The organism is Bradyrhizobium sp. USDA 4354 (genome assembly GCF_054060315.1).
The window spans coordinates 892,814-908,491 of record NZ_JBSSDC010000001.1 but is presented as its reverse complement, the minus strand read 5'-3'; the positions used below and the strand labels follow the sequence as shown (position 1 = coordinate 908,491).

Sequence of the window (15,678 nt, the reverse complement as noted above, 5' to 3'; positions counted from 1 at the left end):
AATCGAGGCGGAGAGAGGCGGTGCTGTTTTCGGCGATGAGCACTGTTCTGCCCCTGCGGCTGATGCGGGAGTGGGCATGACGATGCTCGCGAGATCGATCCGCAGGGCGGCGCTGACGATTCTGCGCAATGCCCCGCTGCAGGTCGCATTGTTCTTCCTGCCCCTGGTTTGGATCGGCTACTTCGCGATCACGTCGTCGGAGCGGGCGGATGCGGTCGAGCAGGCGCGGTCGCACGGCGACAGCGTCGCCGAATTGTTCGAGGAGAACACCGAACGCATCTTTGAGCGCGTCGATCAGTCATTGCTGGTGGTGCGAGCGCTCTACGCCCAGGATCCGCTCACCTTCAGCCTGAAGTCATGGTCGGACAAGGCCCGCATTGCGACCGGCGACGTGGTTCAGTTCGCACTGATCGGACTGGACGGCTACATGCTCGAGACGACCACGGGCTATTCCGGCCCGCCGCTCTATCTTGGCGATCGCGAGCACTTCGTCAATGTCATGGCGCAAGCCGATGACCGCCTTTACGTCGCCAAGCCGGTGCTGGGGCGGGCATCGCACAAATGGACCATCCAGATCGCGAGAAAGCTGCTCGACCTCGCCGGGAATCCGCTAGGCGTGGTCGTCGGCTCGATCAGCGTCGACGTCGTCGGCAGGTTCTACGACACCGCAAAGCTCGGCGTCGGAGGAACGCTGGTGCTCAGAAATGCGAACCACGTCGTGCTCGCCGCCCGGGGCATGGACCAGAGCTCCGTGCTGGGACAACGCGCACCGAACCGCGTCGAGGGCGAGCTGGGGGACGGCTTCTATGTGCAATATTGGAACGAGAACCGACCGAACCGCAGCGACCGGCTGATCACCGCGCGCAGGTCGCGCGCGTTTCCCCTGATCTTCACCGTCGGCATTTCGGAGCAGGAGATTTATTCCCGCGCCGCCTTCAGGCAGAAGGTCTATCTCGGCGGCGCGCTGCTGCTTACGTTCATCATCCTGGCTGCGACGGCATTCCATTGGCGGCGGCAGCAGGCGCTGGATCGCGCCCACCGTGAGCGGCGCGATTTTGCCAGCAAGTTCGAGGATGCGCTCAGAAACCTTCCCCAGGGCTTGAGCATGTTCGACGGCCGTGACCGCCTGATCGCGTTCAACCGGCAATGGCTCGAACTCTACGGGCTGGTACCAGAAGACATCCGGATCGGCATGGACTTCCGGGAGGTGTTCGCGAAGCAGACCGCCGTGCTCGACGTTGAGGCGTACCTCGTCGACTTGAAGAACCGGCTCGCCCAGTCGGAGCAGATCTCGAACACCGTGCAGTTTCCGGATGGACGGGTCGTCTACATCTCCTACGGCCGGCGCGAAGATGGCGGCTGGGTTGCTACTCACGAGGACATCACCGAGCGCCAAGCGTCGGCGGACCGCATCGAGCGGCTGGCGCATTATGACAGCCTGACCGGCCTTGCCAATCGCAACCTGTTCAAGGAGCGCATCGACGAGGCGCTGGTCCGCTCTCGCCGGCTGGAGCCCGGGTTCGCGGTACTCCTGCTCGATCTCGACAAGTTCAAGTCCGTCAATGATGCGCTCGGCCATCAATGCGGCGACGCGTTGCTGAAACAGGTTGCCGACCGGATCAGGTCGCAGATTGGTGACGCCGATACGGCGGCACGAATCGGCGGCGACGAGTTTGCCGTGATCGTGGCGCCGGGCCGGGTCGCGATGCGCGACGGCGCTGCGAGCCTGGCGACGCGGCTGGTCCGGGCCATCGCCGAGCCCTATCACGTCGATGGCCATCCCGTCGTGATCGGCTGCAGCATTGGCCTTGCGCTCGTGCCCGAGCACGGCGCGCGGGTCGACGAGATCCTTCGTAACGCCGATCTTGCACTCTACAGGTCAAAGAATGCCGGCCGAAGCTGCTTCCACGTCTATTCAGCGGAGCTCAAGGCCGAAGCGGATCAGCGCAACGTGCTCGAGATCGAGCTGCGCGAAGCGATCTGGCGCGAGGAGATCGAGGTGTTTTATCAACCCGTGATCGAGCTCGGCACCGGTCGGGTAAAATCGGTCGAGGCCCTGGCGCGCTGGGATCACGGCACCAAGGGCTACATTCCTCCGGCAGAGTTCATTGCGGTTGCGGAGGCGGGGGGCCTGATCGTCGAGCTCGGCAATCAGGTGCTCGCCAGGGCTTGTCGCGACGCGATGAGCATGCCGGCCGACGTCAAGGTCGCTGTCAATCTCTCCGCCCTGCAATTTGCCGGCACCAATCTCGTCGACACCGTGACGTTTGCGTTGGCGCAGAGCGGCCTTCCGCAAACCCGGCTCGAGCTCGAGATCACCGAGAGCGTATTTCTCGCCGACACCGAGGAGAACCTGAAGACGCTCCAGCGCCTCAAGGCGCTCGGCGTCTCCATTGCCCTCGATGATTTCGGTGTCGGTTACTCGTCATTGTCCTATCTGACGGCGTTTCCGTTCGATAAGGTCAAGATCGACAAGTCATTCATCGACAGGATCGATCGCAGCGAGACCGTCGCCGTGCTGAAGTCCATCGTGCAGCTCGCGAAGACGTTGAAACTGTCGATCGTCGCGGAGGGGGTCGAGTCCTCCGAGCAGGTCAGACGGCTCCAGTCACTCGGCATCCCGCTCGGCCAGGGATTTCACTTCAGCAAGCCCGTGCCGCTCGCCGGCCTGTCCTGGCAGGGCCCCGCGGCGCGCCGGAAACGGCGGGCGGCGTGAGCTGAATGCCTCCGGCGTCATCATGGCGCGCCACTGCAGCCCTTGCGCCCGAGAATAGGAAGCTGAGCAGGTGGTCTTCTTTCGTCTAAATTACCTCGCATTATTAATAGCTTAGAAGAATAAGGCCTGGTCGGGTCCCCGGCAGTTCGCTTCCGCCGAAGCCGAAGCACCGCGGCGCGCCGAGCTGATTCCCGAGCCAGATCGCGGCCCGCCATTCCTGGCACTCTGCTTGCTCAGTCAGGACCCAAGTCCAGGTCTCGGCGAAGAGGCCGTTTCAGGTTGAGGCAAGCGATGCAGGAAGTGTCCCGTTCTGGTGCTGCTGATGAACTCCGGCTCGACGCGTTGATCGCGGATCTGTGGTGGCGGGTTCGACTGATTAACACCGACATTCTCGAGGAAGAGGCTCGCGCCGGGGTGTTCGACGCGCATCAGCCGACCTATCCGCTGCTCGCGCTCAACCTTCGCGCCCGACGCGACAACCTGGTCGCCACGATCGGCATGCTCGAGCAGCGTGCGAGATCGACGTCGCAAGCGGCTTGAGAGTGGCTCGCGGCTTACACCGGCAACGTCAGCAACCGCGCCAGCCGGCTGGCTGTCGCGGCGAGGGACGGGAGGGGATGCAACGAGCGTCATCGCATGGCTCGAATGCTTGTCAGAGGCATGAGTTGAATTCACGCCGCGTCTGCCTGTGATATTGCTGGTCTCGACAATCCCGCGAGGCCTCCATGCTCCCCATTCCCGCCGATATCTTCACCGAGCCCGAGGACGTGTTGCCCGACGGACTTGCCAATCTCGGCCCGCTCCGCCGTCTCGCCGGCGTCTGGCAGGCGGACAAGGGCATCGACGTCAATCCGAAGGCGGAAGGGCCGGAGCGGCGAACCTTCATCGAGCGCATCCGCATGGACCCGATCGATCCGCAGGCCAACGGGCCGCAGCTGCTGTACGGGCTGCGCTATCACATCCACATCAACACGCCCGAGGAAGACATCACCTTCCACGACCAGGTCGGCTACTGGCTGTGGGAGCCGGCGACCGGGTTGATCATGCAGACGCTGGCGATCCCGCGCGGGCAAGTGCTGCTGGCCTCGGGTAAGGCCGGGCCGGATGACAGGACAATCTCGGTCGCGGCCAAGCGCGGCGACACCGCATACGGGATCTGCTCGACCGATTTTCTGGAACAAGCCTTCCGCACCGATGCTTACCGCTGCGACATTACCTTCAACGACGACGGCAGCTGGACCTATCTGATCCAGACCGAGTTGTTCGTGCGCGGCGCGCCGTTCAATCATCACGACTCCAACACGCTGCAGCTCGTGGCGCCGCCAGAGCTCAATCCGCTGGCGGTGATCGTCGGCGATCGCGCCAGGCGCGGCGGATCGGCGGCCTGAGCGTTGCCCGGAGAATTGCATGAAGCCCTACGTCATCTGTCTGATGCACTCCAGCCTGGACGGTCGCACGCATCCCAGCCGTTGGCGTCCGAAGGGTGCCGGCACGGATTGGTTCGAGAAGATCCATGATGAGCTCGGCGGCGATGCCTGGGTGATCGGCCGCGTCACAGGGTCGGAGTTCGCCAAGGGCAAGTCCTATCCCGCGACGGACGCAACGTTCCCGCGCGAAAACTGGTTTGCGCGACGCGATGCGAAGACCTATGGCGTCGTGCTCGATGCGCAGGGCAAGATCGGCTGGGGGCGCGCGGAAATCGGCGGCGATCCGATCGTCGTCGTGCTGACCGAGAACGTCCCGGATTCGCATCTCGCTGGCCTCCGCGGCGAGGGCGTGTCCTACATCTTTGCCGGCAAATCCGAGATCGACCTGGTCCTGACGCTGGACACTCTCAGCCATGAGCTCGGCGTGAAGCGTCTGCTGGTCGAGGGCGGCGGTGTCGCCAACGGCGCGTTCCTGCGCGCTGGCCTCATCGACGAATTCGATCTGATCCTCAGCCCCGCAATCGACGGCGCAAAGGGCGCACCCTTCGTGTTCGACTCGACGGAGGCGGACAGCGACCGGCGCGCGCCGATCACCGCGATGACGCTGGAGAGCACGCGCCAGCTCGGCAGCGGCGTCCTGTTGCTGCGATACTTGATCAAGAACGATCCGCAAGCCGTGAGCCGGTAAGGCGCGGCCATGTCCGATACATCCGAGCACATCGTCATCGTCGGTGCCGGCGCGGCCGGCCTGATGGCTGCGCGCGAGCTGGCGCGCGCCGGCCGGAAAGTGACGATCCTGGAGGCGCGCCAGCGCTGTGGCGGCCGCATCCATCCGCTGCCGGCCTCGGAGTTCGGCTATCCCGCCGATGGCGGCGCTGAGTTCGTCCATGGCGAGGCGCCGGTCACGCGCGCCCTCGTGCGCGAGGCCGGGCTGTCGCTTCAGGAGATCGAAGGTGAGCAGTGGAGCTTTGACGGGACGAAGCTCTCCCGCGAGGAGCGCCTCGATCCCCATGAGGCGGAGCTTCAAGCCGTGCTGGGGGACCTGAAGGACGACCTCACGGTCGCCGACTTCCTGCGCCGGCATTTCGCCGGGGACGACTACGCGCCGATGCGCCATTCGATCGAGCGGATGGTCGAGGGTTATGACGCGGCCGATCCTGAGCGTGCGTCCATTCTGGCGCTGCGCGCGGAATGGATGGAGGGCGGACACGCCCCGCAGGCGCGCATCGATGGCGGATACGGCGCCATGATCGACGTGCTGGCCGCCGACTGCCGCAGGCACGGCGCCACCATCCGTCTCGGCAGCGTCGTGTCGGCCATTGCGGAGGAGGGCGGCGCGGTGACCGTTCGCTGCGCCGACGGCGATGTGCACGCCTGCGATCGCGTGATCCTCACCGTGCCGCTGCCGCTGCTGCGCGAGATCGCGCTGCCGGCGGGGACGCGCGCGAAGCTCGCTGCTGCCGACGACATCGGCTTTGGCAACGTCATCAAGATCCTGCTGCGCTTCGTGCGGCCGTGGTGGCGCGAGCGGAACGACAATCTCGCGAACATGACTTTCCTCTTGTCCGACCAGGCGATCCCGGTGTGGTGGACGCAATATCCGAGCCAGCATGCCGTGCTCACGGGCTGGTTCGGCGGCCCGCGCACGGCGGAGCTGGAAAGCCTCGACCCGCAAGCATTGATCGATGCCGGGCTCGGCTCGCTCGCCGCCGTCTTCGGCCTGCCGCGCGATCACATCGCGCGCGAACTGGTGGCGTCCGCCGCGATCAACTGGGCACATGATCGCTTCGCGCGCGGCGCCTATTCGTGGGCGACGCCGCGGACGCGGGAGGCACAGGCAATCCTCGCACGTGCCGACGGGCGCGTGCTGTTTTCCGGTGAAGCACTCTATCGCGGCCGCGACATGGGCACTGTCGAGGCGGCACTCGCGAGTGGCCTGGAGGCGGCGGTGACGATCTTGCACGGATAACAAAAAGGCCCGCATCTCTGCGGACCTCTTGTCTTGTGTCTTCAGCTCTGTGTCTTACCAGCGTCCGCCGCCGAAGCTGAACGTCACGCCGGGGCCGCCGCCATAGTACCCATAGGGGCCGCCGCCGTAATAGCCGTGGCGCGGGTAATAGCCGTAGCTTCGGTAATAGGGCCGGTAATAGCCGTGATGATGCCGCCAATGATGGTGGTGACCATGCCAGCGGTAGTGCCTGCGGTGCGCGCTGATGTCGGTGGATTGGCTTTCCTGCGCGGTCTGCTTGGCGCTTACGCTGCCGGCCGCGTTCGCCGCCGATCCGCTGGCAAACGCCGCCGCGCCGAGGGCGATCGCAGCAATGAGATATTTCATGTCATCACTCCAGTTGAATGTCGTGTGACAACACATGAGCATCCCGCGCGTTCCGGCCAGTGCGGGCGTCGAAACGACGCAGATATCAGTTCCGATGAACGCTCGTTAACGTTTGTGAACGATCAAAGGGCGCGCGTTCTATTGTCGCATGCCGAGGCATCGCTTCGTTATCGCCCGGATGTCACGCCCACGCTTCGTCTTGCCTGTAGCCCGGATGAGCGAAGCGATATCCGGGACTCATCTGCCGAAATATTCCCGGATGTCGCTCCGCTCATCCGGGCTACGGATACGCTGTCACGGATGCGGATCGGGAAAGCCGTGCCGCTCGGAGAGCGCAGCGAGGATCGCGTCCTTGTCTGCGATGAAGGCGCGGCCATGATGGCTGCCAGTCTGATGCGGCGAGGTCGCGCCAGTCGCGAGCACGAGCAGCGGCAGCGACTGATTCTCTTCGCCAACCAGCGCGATCACGGCTTGCCGTGGCCGCGGCCATGGAATCCGCTCGACATCGAGCTTTTCGGCGAGTTGCGGAAACGAGGCCAGCACGCCTTCGATCAGCGCGCAGTGCCAGCAATAGAAGCATTGGCCGGGAAAGGCCGGATCCTCGAACCCGGGACGCAGCAGAAACAGGCGATCGCGCGTCATGAGTCGCTCCGAAGCACGGCGGCAATGTCACCGGGGAATCAATGACGTTGTGACAAGCCTGGGCATGACGAGCTCTCGTGAATGTTCATTTGCGACTGCCCTGTCGCAAGCGGGCAGAGCGAGAGCCTACTTGAACGGGTCCTGAATCGACGGTGCCGACTGGCGGATGCGGCGCACGCTGACCGGCGAGCCGTCGGAGACGAACAAGAGCTCGTATTTTCGGCCCTCGTTGTCGGTCGCCGAGCAGGTGACGTCGTTCACCTTCCTGGCGGCAAAATTGCCGGTCTGGCGGCAGAGACCTGTGGAGGTCTGCTCGGCCGGCACCGGCAGGCCGTCGACCCTGGGGCGGTCCTTGGAGTTGAGCAGCATGCGGTCAATCGGCAGCTCGTAGGAATTGTCGTCGGCGCGCTTGCCGTTCTCGCCGGAGAACGACACGACGTGGCTGTCATCGGAGGGGTCGTCGACCGCGACCGCGAAATTGACCCGGCCCTTGTCGCCATGGGCATAGGCCACCGTCTTGCACGGGAAGGTGCGGCCCGCGACCCTGAGTGTCTTGCAGTGGCCGGACATCAGCGCCAGCAGATCAATGAAGGCGTTCTGCTGCAGCTGCGGGTTGTTGACCGGAATAGGCTTGGAAGTCTCGGCAAAACAAGGACTTGCCAAGGCCACGAGCAACGCGGCGAGGACCGGTCGGCAGAGGCGCATCGTCGGGCTCATGTGCCAGGAGGCCGTTGCGGCGGAAAGGCTCCGCACCATAACCATCGAACCGTAAATTGGTTGCGATCCCGTTTGTTGTGCAATTCCGGTCTGGAATACCACCGCGTCACCCCCGACGACGATTCGTCCAAATCGCCAACCCGTCCGCCCGGGCACATGCCACCAGGGCGGTGTTTTTTTCGTGGCGGAGCTAGCCTATTGCCGCCTGCCAGCGCGTATCGCGCAGGGACGGCCGGCGGTGCAGGCGGGCGTCCAGCAGGGCACGGGCGCGGGGCAGCTCACCGCCGCGCATGAGCGCGACGATGAAGGTGTCCTCGATCAGCTCGCGCTGGGCATGGCTGCCGCCGATGCGCACGACGTCGCCGAGGACCGGCGCGAGCATCTGCACGCAAGCCCCGTAATCCTCATCGGCGAAAGCCGCGAGCGCCCGGAAGATCGCCGGCACCACGGGGCCGGCCGGCAGCTTACCGTCAGCGAGCCGCTGCTCGATCACCGCAAGGCGGGCGGCGAGCGCTTCGCGATTCTGCGTCGCGGCCGCGAACAGCGCCATGTGGACGTCGGCAAAGGACAGGCTCGACTTCGGAAACAGTTTTTGCGCGGCGGTGTCAGCTTCCAGCCACAGTGCCTTCGGCACGGCGTGGCCGTAAGCAGACAGGCGCCAGAGCAGGGAGGCGCTGTCGGTGATGACGTTGAGTGGCGGCGCCTGCGTCGCGGCGGGCCGAAGCACCTCGGCATAGATCGCAAGCGCCCGTGCGGCGTCGCCATGTTCGAGCGCGCCGAGCGCCTGATGCCAGCGGATATGGCCGTGCAGGATTCCGGCGCGGTCGTAAGTCGGGATCCATTCGTCGACGAGACGATCGGCCGCGCCGATCGATCCGTCCTCGAACATCGCATGCAGCACCGCATGCGCGGCATGGGCATTCGCCCGGCGCAGATTGAAGCCGCGCTCGGTGATGGCGCGGCCGCGCGCGACGTCGCCATTCTCCGTCATCGCCCAGCCTGACATGGTGAGGAACCACCAGTCCTCGCCGTAGTGCTGCGCGACGCGCTCGCAGAGCTCGTGCCGGGCGCGATCGTGGTCTGTCATGCCGGAGAAGGCGAACAGGCCGAACGCGCCGAGCGGCAGCGACAGCACCACGGCGTCGCGGGGCCATGCGTCGATGTGCTCCAGCGTCGCTGCGATCGCCTCGGGCAGGCGTCCTTCGATCGCAAGAGCCAGCGTATCGACATGCGAGCGCTCGCGCTCCGTGCCGCGCTTGGCCGCCAGCTCGCGGGCCAGCGCCGCCTTGCCTCGGGCGAGATCGCCCTGCTGATAGAAGGCGTGCACGCGGCCGCGGGCGATATGGGCCAGCGCGAAATCCGGGTCAGCCGCGATCGCGCGCTCTAGCGTCTCCGCCGTGCCGGTCCACCCCGCGAGCATGAGGTCGACGCCTTCTCGATAGGCGGACGCTGCCTCGTGCGAGGTGGTGGAGAGCGGCAGGCCGTAGCGGTCTTCAAGCGCCATCGTGGTCTCCCGTTCTCACGCCGTCCGCGCGCGGCGGCCTTCGATCGGATAGGCCGGGTCGTTATAGCCGGGCGTCGAGGGATGGCCTGGCGTCACCAGCCGGTCGATCAGCGCCTCGTCCTCCGCGGTGAAACGATAGCCGAGCGCGCGGATGTAGCCGTCCCATTGCTCCTCGGTGCGGGGGCCGGCGATCACCGAGGAGACGAAGGCGGAGTTCAGCACCCAGGCGACTGCGAACTGGCCGGCGGTGATGCCGTTCTTCTCCGCGTGCGTCTTGATCTCCTGCGCGAGCTGGAGAGATTCCGGCCGCCATTCCGTTTGCATCATGCGGGTATCGTTGCGGCCCGCGCGCGTCTCCTTGTCGGGGGCTGCATCGGGCTGGTACTTGCCGGTGAGCACGCCGCGCGCCAAGGGACTATAAGGCACGATGCCGAGACCGTAATAGGAACAAGCGGGAAAGTGCTCGACCTCGGGCATGCGGTTCATGGCGTTATAGTAGGGCTGGCTCACTGCGGGCCGGTCGATGCCGAGCCGGTCGCAGATGTTGCAGATCTCGGCGACGCGCCAGGCGCGGTAGTTCGAGACACCGAAATAGCGCACCTTGCCCGCCCGAATCAGGTCACCCATCGCGCGCACCGTCTCCTCCAGCGGCGTCGCGTGGTCTTCCTTGTGCAGGTAATAGATGTCGACGTGATCGGTGCCGAGCCGCTTCAGGCTCTCGTCGGCGGCCTGCAACACCCAGCGCCGCGACAGCCCGCCGCGATTGGGATCCTCCCCCAATTCGTTGTTCATGGGATTTGCGAGCTTTGTCGCGAGCACCCAGGCGTGACGGTCGTTGGCGATGGCGCGTCCCACCACCTCTTCGGAGCCTCCCTTCGAATAGGCGTCGGCGGTGTCGATGAAATTGATCCCGGCATCGTGCGCCTTCGCGATGATGCGCTTGGACGCGGCCTCATCTGTCGGCCCGCCGAACATCATGGTGCCGAGACAGATCGGCGACACCTTCAGGCCGCTGCGGCCGAGCTGACGGTATTGCATGGGCGGGTCCTCGATATCTTTATGGAGCGCAGCATAGCCGCCTGGTTCCGTCATTGCGAGCGCAGCGAAGCAATCCAGAGATGCATCCGCGGAGAGATGCTGGATTGCTTCGTCGCAAGAGCTCCTCGCAATGACGGCGGTGGGTGCGGTGTGCAGCGTTGGCGGCTTGCTGACCGCCCTCTACCCCGCCCCCTTCAATATCTTGAACACGCCATTCGCCATCACGATGCAGCGATCATCCACCGTCACCTCCGTGCTCATGAAGATCAGGCTGCGGGTCGATCGCACCACGCGCGGACGGGAGATCAGGATGTCGCCGATCTGGCCGGCTTCCACGAAGTGAGTGTCGAGCTGGACCGTCGCCATGTATTCCTTGCCGGAGACGTAGCGGGCGGTCATGCCGCAGGTGCGGTCGGCAAAGGTCATCATCACGCCGCCCTGGACCATGCCGCGGCGGTTGTGGTGCTTGTCTTCGGTGGCGAGTGCGAACTCGTACTGGCCGTCGACCTTGCGCTCCCACAACGGGCCGATCAGGTGCAGGAAGCCCGTGGTCTCCAGGATGCTCCAGCCGTCGGATTTCAGCCTTGCGGCGGCCTTGTTGGTCATGTCGTCGTCCGTTCCTGTGCGGGCCTTGCGAGCACATTTCATCGAGGCCGGACGTAGTGTAGTCAAGCATCATGAGACCGTTCGACGATGCCACACGACGGAATATCGCCGATGCCTGCGCAGCCTTCACGCGCCTGCAGGAGGATGATGCGCCTGCGACGCTGAAGCGCGCCGCGGTGGCGGTTGCGCTGACCGCGAGCGAGGGCGACGACACTGCGCTGCTGCTCACGCTGCGGGCATCGCATCTGCGCGCCCATCGCGGTCAATGGGCGCTGCCTGGCGGCCGCTGCGATCCCGGCGAGACGCCGGTCGAAGCGGCGCTGCGCGAGCTCGACGAGGAGCTTGGCCTTCGTCTCGCGAATACGGATGTGCTCGGTACGCTGGACGATTACCCGACACGCTCCGGCTATCTGATCACGCCGGTCGTGCTCTGGGTCGCCGATAGCGCCGCGATCAGACCGAACCCGGACGAGGTCGCGTCCGTCCATCGCATCGCGCTCGCCACGATCGAACGCGAGGACGCTTTCGATTTCGTCGCGATTCCCGAGAGCAGCCGCCGCGTGATCCGCTTCCATCACCAGATGAGCCTGATCCACGCCCCGACGGCGGCGCTGATCTACCAGTTCCGCGAGGTGCTGGCGGGGCGGCACACGCGCGTCACCGACTTGGAACAGCCCGTATTTGCCTGGAAGTGACGATGGTAAACGGCGCGTTAACGCGACGGTTACCGGATGCCTGCTAAGAGGGCAGCATGCATCACATACCGATTCGACGCGCCTTGACGCTGGTTCCATTCGCGCTCGTGCTGCTCGCGCCGGTCGCGCGCGGCGGCGACGCGCTGCCGTCCGCCGTCAGCAATGCCAATGCTCAGCTGTTATCACAGTTTTTTGCGCAAGGCGGGGCTTCCCCGGCCGTGCTCGAATATCGCCGCAAGCTCGCGGAATATCAGGCCGCGCGCGCCGCCTTCGATGCCGAGGCCGGCGCCTATTGGAGCCAGATCTCCGAGAAGCGGAGGACCCGCAACGCCAAGCGGCGCAATGGACAACAGATCACGCTCGACGATTACGTGCTGGAGCATCCGCCGCTCTATACCGGGCCGAAGCGGCCGGTGAACCCGGAGCCGGAGGAAACGCCGGAGCGCCCGCCCCGAAAGCCCATTCCGGTGGTCGCCGATTTGCTGCGCGCGGCGCAGGAGCTCTATCAGTTCACGCCGCAACGCCCGTCCAGCGAGCTCGAGTTCAAGCGCGCCTATGCGCGCTACGCGCTGGCCTCAGGGCTCACGCGCGAGCAGGCGGTGCGGGTCTATTCGTTCGAAACCGGCGGCACCGGTAGCTACGACGTGCAGGCGGGCATCGAGCACGGCGGCAAGCGCGCGATCTCGACCGCGATGGGCTACAACCAGCTTTTGACCACCAACAGCGTCGAATTGCTCGCCGAGCAGGGCCATGAGCTCATTCGTGCGCTCTCCGACAAGGTGGCGCGGACGTCGGGGCCGGCGCGCCAGGCGCTCGAGCACAAGCTTGCTGTCCTGAAAAAAATGGTGGCGCACGCGAAATCGGTGCCCGACACCTGGTCGGAGCACGAGAAGATCGGCAACACGCCGCAGGGCTGGGCCATGCATGCGATGGTGCTCGACATCGACATCGGGCCGATGCTGCAGACCCACAAGCTGCTGACATCCGTGCTGTTCGCCCGCGCCAAGGGTTACAGCCGTCCGCTCACCGCGGCCGAGCTCGAGATGATGAACCTCACCGGCGACGGCACCGGCCTCGACATGGTGACGATGCCGCAGGCGATGCGCGAGCGGGTGCCGACCTCGAACTTCTTCCAGCGCAGCGGCTATGAGCGCAACCCCGTCGCGATCCGCCATAACACGGTGGCGAAGTTGCTGGCGGTGACGGATGAGCGCATGGACTCGAACAGCAGCAAAGCCGGCGCAAGGGAGCTGGCGGCGGCGTTTTAAATATCCGGTGTCGTCCCGGACAAGCGCGCCACAAGCGCGCGCCGATCCGGGACCCATATGTGGACGGCCCCCGTGGCACAAGAGCTTTGTGAAGGTTTTGATCGGATCGCTTGCATCCATATGTCCGGCCTGTTGGTTCGGCGTGTGAGACCGCTGGCCAAGATGGTTTCCGCGACACGAGCTCGAATCAACCACGCGACCTTGATCGGCCAATGGGTCCCACGGATTTGCTCGCATCATCGGTCGATCGATCGCACCATCTCCTCTGCTCTTGCAGCTCCGGTTCGGCCGGTGGGTGAACCCGCCGGTCGGCCGAATCTCTCAACTACGCGGCGGCTGCCGTTTGGTCGGCTCGGGCATCCAGCCGCGCGCTGTCATATTCCTGTCCAGTCGTCATCAGCTTCCAGGCGATGCGGGCCATCTTGTTGGCGAGTGCCACCGCAGCAAGCTTCGGTGTCTTGCGCTTCAAGAGCTCGACGAGCCAATGCGGGCCAGAGCCTTTCGCTGTCGCTTGCTTGACCACCGAGGTCGCTCCGACCACCAGCAGCTGACGCAATCTCTCATCGCCGGCGCGGGTAATCTTGCCGAGCCTGGTCTTGCCGGCGGTGGAATGGTCCTTTGGGGTCAGACCGAGCCAGGCTGCGAACAGCCGGCCCGAGCGGAAGGCGTGCGGATCTGGCGCCTTCATGACCAGCGCTGCGGCGGTGACCGGACCAATCCCCGGGATCTGCGCTAGGCGCCGGCTCAAGGCATCGGCGCGATGCCAGGCCAGCAGCTTGGCCTCGACCGCCTTCAGCTCGACTTGCACCTGGTCATATTGGCGAGCGAGCAACGCAAACAGCTCGCGAGCCAGCGCTGGAACGCGATCGTCCTGTTTGATCGCCGCCAGGAACGCAGCGAGCTTGTCCAGCCCCTTGGCTGCGATCAAACCGAACTCCGCCGCATGACCGCGGATCGTATTGGAGAGCTGGGTGCGACGCGCGACCAATTGCTCGCGTACGCCCAGCAGCATCAGCGCTGCCTGCTGTTCGGCCGTCTTCACCGGAACATAGCGCATCCGCGGCCGGCTCGCCGCCTCACACAGTCCCTCCGCATCGCGCCCGTCGTTCTTGTTGCGCGGCACGTACGGCTTGACCAGTTGCGGCGCGATCAGCTTGACCGTGTGCCCGAGCCTGCCAAGCTCCCGCGCCAGGTAGTGCGCGGCCCCGCAAGCCTCGATCACAATCACCGTCGGCGGCAGCTTGGCAAAGAACTCCAGCATCGCCTTGCGGCTGAGCCGTTTGCGCAGCACCATCTGCTCTGACGCATCAACGCCATGGAGTTGAAAAATATACTTCGACGTATCCATCCCAATGCGGATAATCTGGCTCACGGACGGCTCCTGTGAATGAGTGTGTGACAACCTCATTCTGGCACAACTGATGCCGTAGGGGGCCGTCCACACCATCAACCACAGGATCAAGTTTGGCGAAGACTTGGCAACGCAAAGCTCGCGTCCCAACATCTTCCTGTGTTATGGGTCCCGGATCAGCGCTCCGCTTCGCTCGCTTGTCCGGGACGACAGCGAGTGTTTGGCTCGGCCCTCCTACCTACTGATCCGGCCCGAACTTGAACTTGCCGTCGCCTTCCAGATACGGGCCGCTGCGCATGTAGAGCTGGCCGTTATGGCCGATGAAGAACAGCGTGCCCTTGGGCACCTTCTTGGCGCCCTTCAGCAGCTCGCCAGCGTTGCTGGTGCCCATCTTGTAGGAATAGGTCTTGCCGTCCTTGTCGTAGGCGTAGCCCGTGTCAGGCTTGAGCTCCCAGGGCATCGCTCCGGTTTGCGCCAATGCGGGTGCTGCGAATGCCGCGAGCGCGGCTGCGACTGCAAATGTCTTCGTTGAAAATGCCATGTTTCCATCCTCCCCATCCTCGGCGTGCCCGGCTGAACAAATCACGAACGGTATTTTCCGGTCAATTTGCGAAAGCGCCGCAGCGCATCACGTCTTGCCCAGCAGCTTGTGATTTTCCCTTCGTCCCCTCGCGACTATGTTCCGCTTTCCGTCTAGAACGCAACTCGACAGAATTATTGGCAGGGATGATTCGGATGCGCCATGTAATCAAGCTTTGCTGGGCTGCTGTAGTGTCGCTGACGGCGCTGGCGCCTGGAGCCCAGGCCGATGATTACCAGCTCAGCCACAACCAGCGAATTTCGTGCAGCCGCGGCCTTGCCCCAGGCAAGCTGAACACGGCGACCTGCAAGTCCTACACCTATCTCTTCAACACCAAGACCTCGGAATATTTCCGCTGCCAGGTCTCGCTGGCGCTGACCCGCGACAACAAGGAGGTCATCAACGTCCAGACCGACGGCGGCTGCATCAAGAAGCCGCGCATTTTCGAGACCGACGGGAAGTATGATTTCGACGCGACCGAGACCGAGCCGCCGAACACCAATTCGTTCTTCGGCCCCGGCGGCTATTCGGTGTGGGCCGCCGACGTCGGCGCGCAGAAGGTGCGCGGCTGCATCATCATCTCCTCCGGCCTCGGCTCCGACATCTCCAAGTGCCTGGACATGACGTTCCAGTGAGGGGGCTGGGGATGGGGCGTTCAATCGCCGCCTCGTAGGAGGTGCGCTCCCTCCCCCGCCTGCGGGGGAGGGGTGGGGAGAGGGTGTCTCCCCGCATTGGGACAATCCCCCTAGAGGAAAGAGCCCTCACCCGGCGCCATAGCCGATGCGAAGCATCGGCGTCT

General features: G+C 64.7%; 16 protein-coding genes. 8 read left to right on the top strand and 8 right to left on the bottom strand.

Annotated elements, in window-relative coordinates; genetic code table 11:
• The first annotated feature begins 76 nt into the window (after window positions 1-76).
• The 5 genes from ACVIIV_RS04290 to ACVIIV_RS04270 all read left to right on the top strand — a co-directional run bounded on the left by ACVIIV_RS04290 (window position 77) and on the right by ACVIIV_RS04270 (window position 6,112).
• The gene (locus ACVIIV_RS04290; protein ID WP_456743067.1) at window positions 77-2,716 is read left to right on the top strand and encodes a bifunctional diguanylate cyclase/phosphodiesterase; all 2,640 of its coding nucleotides are present in this window, start codon (window positions 77-79) and stop codon (window positions 2,714-2,716) included.
• Between the two features lie 291 nt (window positions 2,717-3,007).
• Window positions 3,008-3,256 (top strand): hypothetical protein, encoded by a 249-nt coding sequence (locus tag ACVIIV_RS04285; RefSeq protein ID WP_456743066.1) that lies wholly within the window; start codon window positions 3,008-3,010, stop codon window positions 3,254-3,256.
• 185 nt (window positions 3,257-3,441) lie between these two features.
• Window positions 3,442-4,104, top strand: a complete 663-nt coding sequence (locus tag ACVIIV_RS04280) for an FABP family protein (protein ID WP_456743065.1) — start codon at window positions 3,442-3,444, stop codon at window positions 4,102-4,104.
• A 19-nt stretch (window positions 4,105-4,123) separates the two neighbouring features.
• Entirely contained in the window at window positions 4,124-4,831 is a 708-nt protein-coding gene (locus ACVIIV_RS04275; protein ID WP_456743064.1) for a RibD family protein, read from the top strand.
• 9 nt (window positions 4,832-4,840) lie between these two features.
• On the top strand, window positions 4,841-6,112 hold the full coding sequence (locus ACVIIV_RS04270) for a flavin monoamine oxidase family protein (RefSeq protein WP_456743063.1): 1,272 nt from the start codon (window positions 4,841-4,843) through the stop codon (window positions 6,110-6,112).
• Window positions 6,113-6,166: 54 nt separating this feature from the next.
• Here ACVIIV_RS04270 and ACVIIV_RS04265 read toward each other — a convergent pair whose 3' ends face one another.
• From ACVIIV_RS04265 to ACVIIV_RS04240, 6 genes are all read right to left on the bottom strand, one after another.
• Window positions 6,167-6,478 (bottom strand): hypothetical protein, encoded by a 312-nt coding sequence (locus tag ACVIIV_RS04265; RefSeq protein ID WP_456743062.1) that lies wholly within the window; start codon window positions 6,476-6,478, stop codon window positions 6,167-6,169.
• Between the two features lie 294 nt (window positions 6,479-6,772).
• Entirely contained in the window at window positions 6,773-7,120 is a 348-nt protein-coding gene (locus tag ACVIIV_RS04260) for a DUF3088 domain-containing protein (protein WP_456743061.1), read from the bottom strand.
• A 126-nt stretch (window positions 7,121-7,246) separates the two neighbouring features.
• Window positions 7,247-7,825, bottom strand: coding sequence for a hypothetical protein (locus tag ACVIIV_RS04255; RefSeq protein WP_456743060.1), 579 nt, complete (start codon window positions 7,823-7,825; stop codon window positions 7,247-7,249).
• 202 nt (window positions 7,826-8,027) lie between these two features.
• Complete coding sequence (locus tag ACVIIV_RS04250) at window positions 8,028-9,341, bottom strand: tetratricopeptide repeat protein (protein WP_456743059.1); 1,314 nt, start codon at window positions 9,339-9,341, stop codon at window positions 8,028-8,030.
• Window positions 9,342-9,356: 15 nt separating this feature from the next.
• Complete coding sequence (locus ACVIIV_RS04245) at window positions 9,357-10,379, bottom strand: aldo/keto reductase (protein WP_456743058.1); 1,023 nt, start codon at window positions 10,377-10,379, stop codon at window positions 9,357-9,359.
• A gap of 180 nt (window positions 10,380-10,559) precedes the next feature.
• Window positions 10,560-10,985, bottom strand: coding sequence for a PaaI family thioesterase (locus tag ACVIIV_RS04240; RefSeq protein ID WP_456743057.1), 426 nt, complete (start codon window positions 10,983-10,985; stop codon window positions 10,560-10,562).
• A gap of 68 nt (window positions 10,986-11,053) precedes the next feature.
• Between ACVIIV_RS04240 and ACVIIV_RS04235 the strand changes: the two genes are divergently transcribed.
• Window positions 11,054-11,680, top strand: a complete 627-nt coding sequence (locus ACVIIV_RS04235) for an NUDIX hydrolase (RefSeq protein WP_456748662.1) — start codon at window positions 11,054-11,056, stop codon at window positions 11,678-11,680.
• A gap of 56 nt (window positions 11,681-11,736) precedes the next feature.
• The gene (locus ACVIIV_RS04230; protein WP_456743056.1) at window positions 11,737-12,948 is read left to right on the top strand and encodes a hypothetical protein; all 1,212 of its coding nucleotides are present in this window, start codon (window positions 11,737-11,739) and stop codon (window positions 12,946-12,948) included.
• Window positions 12,949-13,273: 325 nt separating this feature from the next.
• On the opposite strand, the gene ACVIIV_RS04225 is transcribed toward ACVIIV_RS04230, so the two are convergent.
• Window positions 13,274-14,320: an IS110 family RNA-guided transposase gene (locus ACVIIV_RS04225; protein ID WP_456743055.1), complete on the bottom strand. Its 1,047-nt coding sequence runs from the start codon at window positions 14,318-14,320 to the stop codon at window positions 13,274-13,276.
• A gap of 217 nt (window positions 14,321-14,537) precedes the next feature.
• A complete protein-coding gene (locus tag ACVIIV_RS04220) occupies window positions 14,538-14,840 on the bottom strand; it encodes a hypothetical protein (RefSeq protein ID WP_456743054.1) in 303 nt (100 codons plus the stop codon).
• A gap of 194 nt (window positions 14,841-15,034) precedes the next feature.
• On the opposite strand from ACVIIV_RS04220, the gene ACVIIV_RS04215 reads away from it, so the two are divergent.
• On the top strand, window positions 15,035-15,514 hold the full coding sequence (locus ACVIIV_RS04215; RefSeq protein ID WP_456743053.1) for a hypothetical protein: 480 nt from the start codon (window positions 15,035-15,037) through the stop codon (window positions 15,512-15,514).
• Window positions 15,515-15,678: the final 164 nt, after the last annotated feature.